Origin of the sequence: Phocaeicola paurosaccharolyticus JCM 15092 (assembly GCF_000613805.1) — a bacterium.
In the GTDB taxonomy this organism is placed as follows: Bacteria; Bacteroidota; Bacteroidia; order Bacteroidales; family Bacteroidaceae; genus Phocaeicola; species Phocaeicola paurosaccharolyticus.
This window is the reverse complement of record NZ_BAJR01000015.1, coordinates 59,110-73,238: the sequence shown is the minus strand read 5'-3', so window position 1 is coordinate 73,238 and position 14,129 is coordinate 59,110. Positions and strand designations below refer to the sequence as shown.

Annotated in this window: 7 protein-coding genes; 6 read left to right on the top strand and 1 reads right to left on the bottom strand. The window is 34.0% G+C overall.

What is annotated here, in order from left to right:
- Positions 1-293: 293 nt before the first annotated feature.
- Positions 294-2,774 carry a Kelch repeat-containing protein gene (locus JCM15092_RS07945; protein WP_024994201.1) on the bottom strand — a complete coding sequence of 827 codons (2,481 nt, stop codon included), beginning with the start codon at positions 2,772-2,774 and terminating at the stop codon, positions 294-296.
- Positions 2,775-3,066: 292 nt separating this feature from the next.
- Between JCM15092_RS07945 and JCM15092_RS07940 the strand changes: the two genes are divergently transcribed.
- From JCM15092_RS07940 to JCM15092_RS07915, 6 genes are all read left to right on the top strand, one after another.
- Positions 3,067-4,881: an MSCRAMM family protein gene (locus JCM15092_RS07940; RefSeq protein WP_024994200.1), complete on the top strand. Its 1,815-nt coding sequence runs from the start codon at positions 3,067-3,069 to the stop codon at positions 4,879-4,881.
- A 54-nt stretch (positions 4,882-4,935) separates the two neighbouring features.
- Positions 4,936-6,387: a glycoside hydrolase family 76 protein gene (locus JCM15092_RS07935; RefSeq protein WP_024994199.1), complete on the top strand. Its 1,452-nt coding sequence runs from the start codon at positions 4,936-4,938 to the stop codon at positions 6,385-6,387.
- Between the two features lie 11 nt (positions 6,388-6,398).
- The gene (locus tag JCM15092_RS07930; protein WP_024994198.1) at positions 6,399-9,563 is read left to right on the top strand and encodes a SusC/RagA family TonB-linked outer membrane protein; all 3,165 of its coding nucleotides are present in this window, start codon (positions 6,399-6,401) and stop codon (positions 9,561-9,563) included.
- A 29-nt stretch (positions 9,564-9,592) separates the two neighbouring features.
- Positions 9,593-11,647, top strand: coding sequence for a RagB/SusD family nutrient uptake outer membrane protein (locus JCM15092_RS07925; protein WP_024994197.1), 2,055 nt, complete (start codon positions 9,593-9,595; stop codon positions 11,645-11,647).
- A gap of 27 nt (positions 11,648-11,674) precedes the next feature.
- Positions 11,675-12,496, top strand: coding sequence for a DUF3823 domain-containing protein (locus tag JCM15092_RS07920; protein WP_024994196.1), 822 nt, complete (start codon positions 11,675-11,677; stop codon positions 12,494-12,496).
- Positions 12,497-12,608: 112 nt separating this feature from the next.
- Positions 12,609-13,910 carry a serine hydrolase domain-containing protein gene (locus JCM15092_RS07915; protein WP_024994195.1) on the top strand — a complete coding sequence of 434 codons (1,302 nt, stop codon included), beginning with the start codon at positions 12,609-12,611 and terminating at the stop codon, positions 13,908-13,910.
- The last annotated feature ends 219 nt before the right edge of the window (positions 13,911-14,129 follow it).

Genomic DNA, 14,129 nt, shown 5'->3' with positions numbered 1-14,129 from the left:
TTTATATACCTTTCCTGAGAAAATACTATTTCTTTCATAATATAATCTTACAATCTTTTTTACTCAATCAAATCCATGGAAGCAGTGGATAGCTCTGTACGGAATATATTATAAGACTTTTGACTATAGGTTGTAATGCTTTGTACATAATCCTCATCGTTTCGATAATCTAAAGAAACCAACAAGTATTCCATAATATATGCTGTGATAAAATAATAGTAATCCTATATCCTCTCTAGTTCAGGACAGATAATGACATTTTAAGCCTCTTATATTAATTATGATTAAGCAAACTAAATATCATTAAGACTAGTACTGAATTCCTCTCCAAAGCTATTCCTGTATTCTTCAGTAAAGTTATGATATTTTATGTGAGCTTCATTATCCTGTCGGATTGATTTTAGGGATTTAATCTGATAGATAAATGCCTTCTCATTCAATGGATCTATATTGAATAGAATGTCAATAATTCTAAGAGCTATTATATATTTTTTCTTTTTGAAAAATTTACTTATACCGTCGAGTAATATAGGAATTAATTGAGAATCAACACTATCTTTTGCTGAGTCGAACATAGGTTGATTAAAATAACTAAGAAATTTTCCTCGTTTTAATATAGATAGTAAAGCCATAAATGAATTTTCAATTATATCAGTAGATATAATTTCCATGCATTGGAAGTAATCACAGTAGAAATCCGGCGTCATTGTTATCTTAAAATTGCCCTTATCATAAATAAGTTCTACACCATCTAATTCTTTAAGAATTCGTCTTAAATGGCTTATAATTACTCCTCTTGAATCTTTCATCTGTTCTGGAGATTTATCTTCCCATAATAAATTTCCAAGAAGTTTGGATGATATGCCATTTTCGTTGCTTTTATATAATATCAAGCACAATGCTTGTCGTTGTTTATTGGTGAACATATAAGTAATATCCTTATTATGTCTATCCTTGACCAAAAAGTCTCCGAAAAGAAAAATGGAATTTGGACGTGGAACAATCTCTGAAATAGAATAATTTCCAGAATTACTATTAAGCATTTTAAGAAATCTATTTCTACGGTATTTTATTAATAAGAAGGAAAAAAAGAGGATAATGATCACACAAGCGATTATGTATTGTATATAGTGGTGTGATGGCTTTTGGGAAAAATCGGCATATTGCTGTTCAGTTACAGGAGGAAATTCCAATGTGTAGATTTTAAGCTGTGATGAAATGTCATCTTTAAACTCTTGCACAGTTACGATAAGTTTATGTAATTTTTCATCATAGTACAAGTTTGCATTTGTAGTTATCTTATCAGAATGTATTGGGATAGAATCTCCTAAAATTTCATAGTCTCCTGTCTTGATTGAGAATCTATATAATCTTAGATATGAATCTGATATACTTTCTGAATAGCAAAGAGTATAGAAATATTTCTCATTATCCATAATGATCTGCTTCACAGGAACAACATTATCTTTCCCCTTCCATTTTATTTCCCATAGTTTAGTTATTTTGTTACTTTTTAAGTCGAATTTATGTAAGTCGTATATATACTTTCTTCCTACTGTCTGATCTCCTGATTGGTTTCCCATTCCTCCGAAAAGATAGGCGTTATTTCTATAATGTTTCATAGATATAAAATATCTAGGGAAATCATTACCTGATACGCTATCATTCTTGGTCCATGATTTACTATCTATATTGAAAGAATAAAGTTGATTGCTGTAACTCATATTACCAAAGCCTCCATATATAGTATATCTTTTACTATTTGAATCGTAAAAAGCTCCGTGATGATGAAGTTGTTGCGGCAATTGAACGGTGGAAAGAACATCCCAGTCATAGCTGTTAAGATCAAGACTTGCAACAGAAGGCTCGTTGTCTTTCCTTTCTTCATTGAATGGTTCGTAGGTATACAGTTTGTCACTGTTTATATCAATGAAATTCGTTCCTAAAATAAGTTGTACCGGACACGATTTCTTAAACCTTCTTATAGCTATAGTTTTTGTACTTATATTATAGATAAAGATAGAATCAGAGTTATAGTAGTAAATATTTCGGTTCTTTTTATTATAATTAGTACCTGCAACGCTATTTGAATGTAATGATGTAATATATTGCCAATGATATAGGTTATTAATACCCCATTTAGGATTGAGAACATAGCCTATCTCCTTCATTTTATTACTTAATACGGTATTACCATGAGTTTGATTTAGTGGAAAATCATATTTCTTTTGTTTATTACTAATACATAAGTTCTTAATAGCAACAGAAGGGACATCAATGATGTAATCACTTTTGCCAAATACAATTTGAGGAGTCAATTTATTAGGAAGTCCTATCTCTTTTGCAGAAATAGTTTTACCATCAATATTCAGAGAAATAATATCCTTAACTAGATCGAATTTTATCCTCATATGAAACCAACCTTTATCAATAAGATTATTCTTATCAATTTTGAATGTTATCAGAGTATTATTACCCTCTTCATTAAATTTAAAAAAGTTGTCGCCTCTTCCATCATAAAAGAGATTGAAGATGTTATTATTATCATCGTCTTTGATTCTAAGAATATATCCAATTTCTGTAACAGGAAATAGTTGAATGTCGAAGTCTATAGAAAAATAATCTTCAAATGAAGGATGAACTTTCTCGAAAACATTATATGATGTCCTTTTCCCAATAGGATATTCGGAACTATAGAAAATTAACCCTTGACCATAGCAAAAATAAGTATTTATAAATAAAAAAAAGAGTAGAGTGAATCTTAGGTTTTTCATAATAAAAAGGTTATTCGTATTTCAAGTATAATTAAGAGTAATAAAAACTAGACGTTTTTTAGTCCCGTCGTAAAATTATCAGATATTTTTATATATAAAGAATAAAACTAGAATTACTTTCAAAGAGAGAAAAAAAATGAGGTGATTACCACATTAATTAGCGATTTAACAAAAAAATAACCCTAAAATTAATCGTGCTTAACTCATATTAGCATCAACAAAAACGAATCAAGTTGTAAAACTAACTTTAATTTAATTTACTATGATTTTTAAAAAATTACAAAAATTATCTATGCAATTAGCAACTGCAATGATTCTTGTATGCTTGTCTTTTTCGGCGAGTTCTTGTAGTGATGATGCTACAGACCAAGAAGGATTTGCAATGGGTGAAATCACTGGCCTTATAAAGGATGTTTATGAACAACCTTTGTCAGGTGTTACTGTATCAGTATCTGATACGGAATTAACAGCTACTACAAATAGTGAAGGTGTATATACACTTCAGAATGTGCCAATCGGCAAGCATGTTATAACTTATTCAAAACAAGACTACCAGACAATAAGTGTTACGATAACAGAGAAGAGTTTCAACTCGGATAAGTTAGCTACTGTTAATGCAAATATGGAATATGCCGCAGCAAAAATTACAGGAATAATTAAGGATGCAAAAAATAATAATAATCCTCTTGCAGGAGTTAAGGTTAGCATCAGTGATACTCAGAGTGTAATAACAGGTAGTGATGGTAAGTTTGTCATAGAAAATCTTCCTTTGGATGCATACACAATTAAATTTGAAAAAGAAGGATATGCATCAATAGAAAGAATAGCAGGTATTGATGAGTTTGTTGATGGAGTATTTTCAATTGAAGTTGTCATGGGAGGACGTCAGATCCTTCGTGATAAAACAATTGATGATTTGAATAATTCAGATTATTGGTATTATAATGAATATAGAGGTGGTGGTAATGCAGTAAATTATCCTCATTGGGATTGGGCATGCGACTATATGGCATCACTTGATTTTGTTGGTTCTTGGGAAGAACAGAATGAAGGAACAACTATTCAGATAAGAAATAACGATGCAGAAAGAAGTAATCCTGCCGACTTAAATGTATTTGACTCTTATGTATATGGACGTAAACTCATTACAAAGGATAACTGTATATTGACACTTCAATGCAGAACTCACTCTACCAGCGCTGATGCTCCTACTATCTTCGGTGTCCAGGTTATAGATTTGTCTGCTTCTGAGCCTGAGGCTGTTAAGGTTGGAGATAACAGATCATTAGACAATACTTCTGATAATTATTCTAATATTGATTTCGACCTAAGTTCATATATAGGTAAGGAAGTTGTTATTGCTGTAGGTACATATCGTGCTAAAACAGGTGATTATTGGAAACAGTTTGTAATTCGCCGTATGGCATTTGCAACAAAAAAAGTTGAAGATTGGGGTTGGTTGCCAGGTACTGCTATCAATGATGAGCTATCAGATTGGCATTTAACTCAGGAAATGGTTCGCTCTACTATGCCTCAGAACAAAACATCATTTACAGGTGTTACGAAATGCGAAGGCGATTTGGGCAAAGATAATCGCCAAAATGCATACCAATCATGGAGACAGAATGCTCATATCGGTGCAGAATGGTCATTTGTTCCTCGTGCAAAAGATCCAGAGGTATTCCCAAGTGAAGGTTATTTGATTAAGACTCGTGGTAATGCTGCTGTTGATACAAAAGCTCCAGAGGCATATTTCTATGCTAAATTCTCAATAAAAGCAGGTTGCAACAAGCTTGTATTCAGGACTCGTAATTTCAGTAGTCAGAATTATACATACTTCAAGTTCACAGCTATAGACAATAATATGAACGTTGTTCATCTACAGCCTACAAAAGTATCAGCTGATAAGGCAGCGGCAGCGACTGACGGATGTTATAAATTTATTCATGAAAATGGAGGTGCTGGTAATCCTGAAGGTTATGCAACTTTTGAATATGACTTATCACAATTTAATGGTAAAGATATAGTATTGGCTTTGGGCGTTTACAAAGGTGATTCAAATGGTGATGAGAATAAGCTTGTTATATATAGCATTAATTTAAACTAACATATACTCTCTCTAGCTCTTTGGAGCTAGAGAGTAAAAACTAATCTAATTATAATGAAAAAATTAGCTTTAATATTCATTAGCTTTTTCACTGTAGCTTTTGCTTGCTGTGATAATTCTGATGATACTTCAGTAATAGAACAGCCCAAATTAACTTCTTCAGAAATAGTTGAACAAAATATCTTAAGATCCATGGAGATTGTAGATAATGCTGTGGAATGCTATTTCAAAGGAGATAATATGGTGATGTCCAGATATTATAATCCATATACACAATCGGCGTCGAGCGAATTGGCAAGTGTTTGGATGTATACATCATCTATTGAGGCTGTCAATTCTATCATGGAAGCTCTAGAGACTCAAAAAAGTAATGGTAATGCAAAATTATATAATGATAATTTTGATCGTTACAAACAACTTTTGGCCAAGCTATATGATAATATAGACTATTATCTTGGTACATACTCGTTAACTTCATTTACTCAGACAAAAGAGTGGAGCGTTTATGCTGTGAATCGTTCAAGTGAGAAGGGTAAAGCTTCTGTTTCGGGCATTGACAATGTTTATGATGACCAAGAATGGCTTATACGTGAACTTATAAACTCATATAATCTGACAAAGGAAAAAACTTATCTTGATAAAGCTGAGTACCTTGCAAGTTATGTCCTTGATGGCTGGGATTGCATAATAAATGAAAATGGTGAAGAATCGGGTGGTATACCTTGGGGACCAGGTTATGTAACAAAGCATTCATGTAGCAACGGACCTTTTATCTCTCCATTGGTTTGGCTTTATGAACTCTATAGAGGCAAGAGTGATGAGGTTACTTATGGAGTGGTAGATATAAATGGCAACCGTAAATCAGTAACTGAAAAGAAAAGTAAATACTATCTCTCTTTTGCAAAGAAAATATATGACTGGCAGAAAAAGACATTGATGAATGAGAGTAAAGGAGTTTATTATGATATGCTTGGCGGATGTACTGAATGCAGCCCAAGCTATGAAATAGTAGATGGAGTAAAATATCGTAAACATGAAAATCTAACAGATCCAACAGGAGATGAGATAAGCTATAATAGTGGTACAATGCTCTCTGGTGGTTCTGATTTATATAGAGTAACTCTTATTCCTACATATCTTAATGATATAAAATCTCTTTCGGATGCAAGTTTCGGTTATTTTGCCAAACTAAATGCTTCAAAAGAGGGATATTACTCATATTCAATAAGTGGTTTCAATAATTGGTTCAATAATGTATTAATGAGAGGTTTTGTTGATGTATATCCAAGATATAATGGCGTCTCAACTGCTATTGAATCATTCCAAAAAAACTTAGACTATGCTTATGATAAATATCTGTATAAGAAAATGCTTCCTACAAATCTGTTAGTAGGATGGAGCCTTACAAAAGCAAATAATAATGTAGAAGGTATGTTTACTTTCGCTTTTGCTGCCGAATATGCTGCTTTAGCTAAATATGAATTGCAAAAAGGTGATGATCTTTAAATAAAATAACTATGGATAAAATAAATTATTCCAATTTAAAATATTCGCATGTATTGATCTGGATATTTCTTTTCTTGGTCGGTACGCCATTAAAAGCTCAACAGAATGTGATAACAGTATCGGGAGAAGTCATCGATGATACAAATGAACCTGTTATTGGAGCGACTGTAGTGGCTAAAGGACTTAAAACAGGTTTGGTTACAGATATAGATGGTAAATATTCTATAAAGGTTCCTTCTAATGGCACTTTGGTTTTCTCTTTTGTAGGTATGAAGACAATTACTGAACATGTCAATGGAAGAAGAACTATAAACGTGATGCTTAAAAATGATAACAATCTTTTGGAAGGTGTTGTTGTTGTTGGTTATGGTGTCCAGAAAAGAGGTTCTGTTACTGGTGCAGTATCAGGAGTAAAGGGTGACGATATGTTGAAAACTAAGAATGAAAACCCACAGAACATGCTTACCGGTCGTGTAACAGGTGTACGTGTATGGCAAAAAAGTGCGGAGCCTGGTTCTTACAATAATAGTTTTGATATACGCGGTATGGGTACTCCTCTTGTCATTATCGATGGAGTTCCACGTAACGTAAGCGACTTTCAGAGAATGAATGCAGAGGATATTGAAGATGTATCAGTATTGAAAGATGCTTCTGCTTCTATTTATGGTCTTCGTTCTGCTAACGGTGTTGTCCTGGTTACAACAAAAAAAGGAACAAGTGGAAAAACTAAAGTTAACTATAATGCTTCATATACTCTTCAGAAACCAACTAGCATGCCTGAACTTTGCGATCCATATCAGACAATGACCTTGTATAATGAGATGGCACTGAATAATGTAAATGGTGGATCACCTGTTTACTCAGAGTCTTTCTTCGAGGATTTCAGAAATGGTACAAGGCGTACTACTGATTGGAACAAACTAATTTTTGCTTCTTCAGCTCCACAAACTCAGCACGATTTAAGTATCTCTGGTGGTAGTGATAAGACTCAGTATTTTATTAGTATGGGGTATTTCTATCAGGAAGGTTTTTTCCGTTCTGGAGACTTGAATTACGATAAGTATAATTTAAGATCAAATGTTTCGACAGAAATATTTAAAGGCCTGAAACTTGAATTGAATATTAGTGGAGTAATGGATAATCAGAATAATCCTTATTCATCATCTTCTGATATTATACGTAACTATTGGAGACAGGGCGTTCTTTTCCCTGCATATGCAGACGAGAATAATACAATGCTGAACTACGAAGGACTTGATCTTGAAGAGAATACTGTTGCTAAAATGACATCAGATATTTCCGGATATCGCAAATATAGGCAGAAACAGTTCCTTTCTTCTGCAGTTCTTAATTACGATTTTGCAACTCTTGCACCTTTTCTGAAAGGTCTTACTGCAAAGGCAATGTTTAGCTATGACTATAGAAATGATGATAATGAGATCTTCAGAAAAGAGTATAATCAATACGCTTATGATAAGGTTTCTGATTCATATATACAGAAGGTTTATGCAAATAGTTCACCAAGTCAGCTAAAACGTGAATATTATAAACGTCAGCAGTTATTGGGCCAGTTCTTATTGAACTATGACAATACATTTGGTAACCATAAAGTAGGAGCTGTAGTTGGTTGGGAAGTTCAGAAACGTACTGGTGATAATTTCTATGCTCAACGTAATCTTGCTTTTAATTCGCCTTATCTTTTCAATGGAGTAAGTGAAGGGCAATATGGCTCTAGCTATGCAGATGGTATTTATGAATATGCATATGAAGCATTGATAGGTCGTATGAACTACTCTTTTGCAGACAGATATTTGTTGGAGGCACAGTTCAGATATGATGGCTCATCACAATTTGCAGATGGTCATCGTTGGGGATTCTTTCCTTCTGTATCTGCAGGATGGCGCATTTCTGAGGAACCATTCTTCAAATCTCTCTCTGCTCTATCGTTTGTAAATCAGTTAAAACTTAGAGCAAGTTATGGTGAAATGGGTGATGACTCAGGTGCTGGTTATGACTGGGTTGCAGGTTATACATACCCTTCTACCGGTAGTAGTCCGGAAAATGGTTATTATAGTGGATATGCTCCAGGATATATGTTTGGTGACAAACTAATATATGCAGCTTCTCCTAAAGCTATGCCTAATACGGCTATATCATGGTATAAGGCTCGCTCATTTAATGCTGGTGTTGATTTCAGTGCTTGGGATGGCCTGTTTGGCTTTTCTCTAGATTATTTCGATAGAAAAGTAACTGGAATGTACCAAAACAGAACTTCAGAGTTCCCTACAGTTATTGGTGCAACACCTCCTCGTGAGAATGCAAATAGTAGCCGTAACTTTGGTCTAGAACTTGAACTTACTCATCATAATGAGATAGGCAAATTCAGTTATAATGTAAAAGGTATTGCAACTGTCACTCGTCAGAAATATCTTACAGCAATACAGAATGGTCCTTATGCAAATTCATATGATCGTTGGCGTAATGATAATCTAACTAACAGATATCAGGGTGTTCAGTTTGGATATGAATCTGCTGGAAGATATCAAAATTGGAATGATATTTGGTCATATAATATCTACAAGGAGAAAGATGTACTTCCTGGAGACTATAAATATGAAGACTGGAATGGCGATGGTGAGATAAGCTCATTGGATGAACATCCATATGCATTCGATTCAACTCCATGGATGAACTATAGTTTGGCATTCGACTGCAACTATAATAATTTTGACTTCAACTGTTTGTTCCAAGGTTCAGCATTGGGATCAATGCAGTATCAGGAACCTCTTTACTCTATCTGGGGTAGTAATGGTGGTGGTGCTTTGCAGCAATATTGGGATCGTTGGCATCCTGTTGATGCGACTGCTGATCCTTATGATCCGTCTACAGTATGGACTTCAGGATATTATGCTTATACAGGACATTCTCCTATAGGAAATTCTGAGTTCAATAGAGTAAGTACAGCTTATCTTCGTCTTAAGAGTGTGGAACTAGGCTACACATTACCCAAAATAAAGAGTCTGGCAGGCATGAATCTAAGAATTTATGCAAATGCATATAATATATTTACCATAACAAAGGTGAAATTTGTTGACCCAGAGCATCCTGAAGATGATTTAGGCCGTTTGTACCCTCTTAATAAAACCTATACTTTAGGATTACAATTATCATTCTAAGATAAAGGATAAAATAAAAAATAAGATATATGAAAAAGATATTAGCATATATAGCGTTAGCATTTATTTCAGTTTCGTGCGTTGATTTATCTATTCCTCCAAAGAATATAGTTACTTCTGAAGACTTGCTTTCGAATGAATCCGGTATTGATATTTATATGGCACGTATGTACAGTAATATGCCATTTGAAGATTTTAAATATTTAGCTCAATGGGGATTTAACTTTAATGGTTGGTTGAACTCTTTTGGAATAGAGGGTACTGGAGAAGCTCTTGATCGTGATGGAATATGTACAACTTTTACTAATGAGGATACACCATATTGGTCCATGGCATTTACTCTTATTCGTGATGCCAATTTCTTGATTGAGAACTTGCCTGCATATAAGGGATCATATCCTGAGCCTATGTATAATCACTATCTTGGTGAGGCATATTATGTTAGGGCTACAGTATTTTATGCAATGGCACGCCGCTTTGGTGGTGTACCTTTAGTGACTAAGGTCATTAACTATCCTGCAAACCAAGATGACCTTGAGATACCTCGTTCTTCAGAAAAGGATACTTGGGATCAGGTTGCTGCTGACTACGATAAGGCAATAGAACTTATGCTACCTTCAAGCCCTAAATCTGGATACTCAAATAAGTATGTTGCTTTAGCATTCAAGTCAGAGGCTATGCTTTATGCCGGCTCTGTCGCAAAATATAATGAGACTGTGACTGGGCGTCTTACAGGTACTGGACAAAAGACTGGTGTCAGAGTAATAGGTTTTGCGCCAAACGAGTGGCAAGAAGCTTCAAAGAAATATTTTACAGAGGCTTATAAAGCAGCAAAAGAGGTAATTAACTCAAATTTGTATTCGCTTTATAAGAAAAAATGGAAAGCTAATGATCCGGAAGCTCAGTATCAGAATATGATTGATATGTTCAGTGATATATCAAGCCCTGAGAACATCTATGTTAAGCAGTATACTTATCCTACACTTACTCACGGATTTGATGCTTATAATTCACCATTTATCTTCCGCTCTCCATTGTCATCAGGTATGTGTCCTACTCTGGATTTCCTTGAACAATTTGACGGATTCAATCATTATGCAGATGGTACATTGAAAGTTACTACCGGAGCTACAAATACTCAAGGTGATTATATCCTTTATGATTCTCCAATGGACTTATTTAAAAATGCAGAACCACGTTTACGTGCTTATGTAATATTTCCGGGAGATCAGTTTAAAGGAAAAGAGATCGAAATTCGTGCAGGTGTATATACAGGTTCTACACCTATTAAACCTTTCTTCAATGACTATTCATATGCTTCAGCAGATAATACTTATCAAAAACTTGATTCATATACCAAGAAGCCAAAGACTCTTTATTTAAGTCCTCGTGAAGGCTCAAGTCAAGAACGTGTAGAAGCTGATGGCTTCAGCATGAATGCCGCAGGTGAAAATGGTCCTTTCTATGATAATGGAGAAAGTTGCCTTACAGGATTGTATTTACGTAAATGGCTAAATCCTGATCCGGCAGCTGAAATAGGTGAAGGTAAATCGGATCAACCATTTATTCTGATGCGTTATGGAGAAGTTTTACTTAATATGGCTGAGGCTGCAGTAGAATTATCACTTGCAGGAGAAACATCAATTGATGGTAGCAATTTGCTTGACGAGGCAACAGAAGCCGTTAATGAAATAAGAGAAAGAGCAGGTGCAAAACTTCTAACTAATACACTTTCTTCAACAAATGTTGGAAGAGATGTAGTAAGAAAGGAACGTCGTAAAGAACTTGCTTTCGAACAAAAGACTAAATGGGACTTACGCCGTTGGAGGGTGCAGCATTATGAAGGTAGAAATGGACTTTGGGGAGAAGAAAAGAATAAAGATATGTATAGTAATAATACTCGTTATCGTTTCCGTGGACTCTATCCATTCTTCTCAACAAAAGCTAATAAATATTTCTTTGATGCACATTATCAATGGATTAGTTTGAAAACGTTTGAATATACTATTGTTGATTATTATTTTGCTATACCTGGAAACGAAGTTTCAAAGAGTAAAGTAATTGATCAGCAACCAAATCGTTAATTAGTAACAAATCTAAAGATGCAGAATATGAAAAAAACAATATTTGGAACAATGCTATTTTCGTGTCTTCTTTTTACTTCTTGTGATGTTTTTGAACTTGACAATTATGAAGAACCAAAAGAGACAATTATCGGTGAAGTTGTGGATTCAAAAACAGGTGAAAGAATACTTACTGATCAAGGAAGTGAAGGAATCAGAGTCCGTATGACAGAATTAAGTTGGGGAGATAATGTGGAACATAACCCTGATTTTTATTGCAAGTCAGATGGATCATTCCAAAATACTAAAATATTTAAAGGTACTTATAATATTAGAATAGATGGGCCGTTTGTGCCTATTGTTCGTGAGGATGAACGAGGGGTACCTATAGCAAACGACACAAAGACTCTAGATATAGAAGGTACTATAAATGTGAAATTTGAAGTACAACCATTTTTGAAAGTTGAATTCGTTGACTATCCAACAGTAAGCAACGGTCAGATTACAGCAAGGGTTAAAGTAACCCGCGGTATTAGTAATGATGAATTCCGTGAAAAGATCGAGCCAATGGGTAATTATAACAGTAGCTTTACTAATGTAACAGATATTCAGCTATTCGTAAGTTATTCATCAAGTGTGGGTTATAGAGCCCGCGATGAAAGATGGTCTAACAAAATCGAATATGTTGGAAGTGAATTTGAAAATTTATTAGGTAAAGAGATTACAATAAAGTCTATTAAAGGTCAGACAATTCCTTCAGGAAAACATGTATTTGTTCGCGCTGCAGCTCGTATCAATTATGATACTCCTGCAGGAAGTGGTACTCGTAGATGGAACTATAGCGAACCAATGGAAGTAATTATTCCATAATTGATTAATTTAGGGTGTGCCATAATACTATTATTTTTTAGGGATTAGGCACACCCTCTTTAATATCTATCGCAATGAAAAAAACAGTTTTTTTATTATATGTTTCTCCTTTATGATATGTGATATAATTGCACAGAATTATAAAATTGACAAACAGAAATTGTCTAATTCTGTAGATACAGCAATTATTAATGGAATAGAAGCACAAGCATATCCAGGAGCACAATTTTTACTCGCCCAAAATGGGAAAATAATTTATAGTAAATGTTACGGGGTACATTCTAGGCTCACTCCATTGCCTGTAAAGCCGAATGATATGTATGATTTGGCTTCAGTGACTAAATCTACAGCTACATTATTAGCTGTAATGAGACTTTATGAACAGGGTAAAATTGATTTAAATGAAAAAGTGTCATCTTATCTTCCTTTCTTAAAGAATACAAATAAAGAAAATATAACAATAACAGATCTGTTATTTCATGAATCCGGGTTACCAAGTAGTTACCCTTTCTATTATTCTATTATTGATACAAATTTTATCAGTAAGCCATTGTTGCAAAACTTTAAAGATAGTACGCATCAAGGGAAAATAGATAATGATCTTTTTATATCCAACTTTAGATATATAAAAGGAGCATTTTCTCAACATAAAGATACTACTCATACGTTATTAGTATATAAGGATATGTGGCTGGATAAAAAGTATGTAGATATTCTTAAAAATTATATTATAAAATGCCAATATACACCAAAACATTATCAATATAGTGATTTGGGATATATTACATTGCAATGGGTTGTTGAATCTATTACATCTAGAGGACTAGATAAATATGTAGAGGAAGAGTTCTATAAACCTATGAAGGCTTACAGAACAATGTTTACCCCAATTAGGAAGTATAGTGAGAATGAAATAATACCAACTGTAACTGATGATTGTTTAAGAGGAGCTAAGGAGATTTGTGGATACACTCAAGATGAAGTTGCTGCATTTATGGGAGGGGTTGCTGGCGAGGCAGGTCTCTTTTCATCAGCATCTGATCTTTTCAGAATATATCAGATGCTCTTAAATGGGGGAGAACTTGAAGGTAAGAGATATTTTAAAGCATCAACAGTGAAACTTTTTACAACAATGCGATCATCTATAAGCCATAGAGGCTTAGGCTTCGACAGGCCTAATTTGAAAAGACCGAATGAGGGTCCATGTATTGCTCAAGCACCAGCACAGTGTTATGGACATTCTGGTTTTACCGGTCCAAATGTATGGGTAGATCCTGTGAATAAACTTGTATATATTTTCTTATGCAACAGAGTTTCTCCATATCCTTGGAATAATGTCCTGAATGAGATAGGTGTTTGGGGGAATATTCAAAAAGCAATATATGATTCATTGGACAGAAATGCTAATTTGTAAATATCAATATATGAATCATTATAAGATAAAACAACTATTATGACAAGGCCTTTTCGTCTGATTGTGTAGATGGATAATAGTACAAGTATGTTGAGTGTTTTTTCTTGATTAACGGCTTATAAATAATATATTAACTAATGAAAAGGGTCGGTTGAAATGAGAAACCGAGGGCAATATTTTTAATAAAAACATTAACCCAGAAGGTGCAAATAATAAATT

Bases quoted from the DNA above. Each gene is read 5' to 3' on its own strand.
- JCM15092_RS07945 (WP_024994201.1), bottom strand. From the start codon at position 2,774: ATGAAAAACCTAAGATTCACTCTACTCTTTTTTTTATTTATAAATACT.
- JCM15092_RS07940 (WP_024994200.1), top strand. From the start codon at position 3,067: ATGCAATTAGCAACTGCAATGATTCTTGTATGCTTGTCTTTTTCGGCG.
- JCM15092_RS07935 (WP_024994199.1), top strand. From the start codon at position 4,936: ATGAAAAAATTAGCTTTAATATTCATTAGCTTTTTCACTGTAGCTTTT.
- JCM15092_RS07930 (WP_024994198.1), top strand. From the start codon at position 6,399: ATGGATAAAATAAATTATTCCAATTTAAAATATTCGCATGTATTGATC.
- JCM15092_RS07925 (WP_024994197.1), top strand. From the start codon at position 9,593: ATGAAAAAGATATTAGCATATATAGCGTTAGCATTTATTTCAGTTTCG.
- JCM15092_RS07920 (WP_024994196.1), top strand. From the start codon at position 11,675: ATGAAAAAAACAATATTTGGAACAATGCTATTTTCGTGTCTTCTTTTT.
- JCM15092_RS07915 (WP_024994195.1), top strand. From the start codon at position 12,609: ATGATATGTGATATAATTGCACAGAATTATAAAATTGACAAACAGAAA.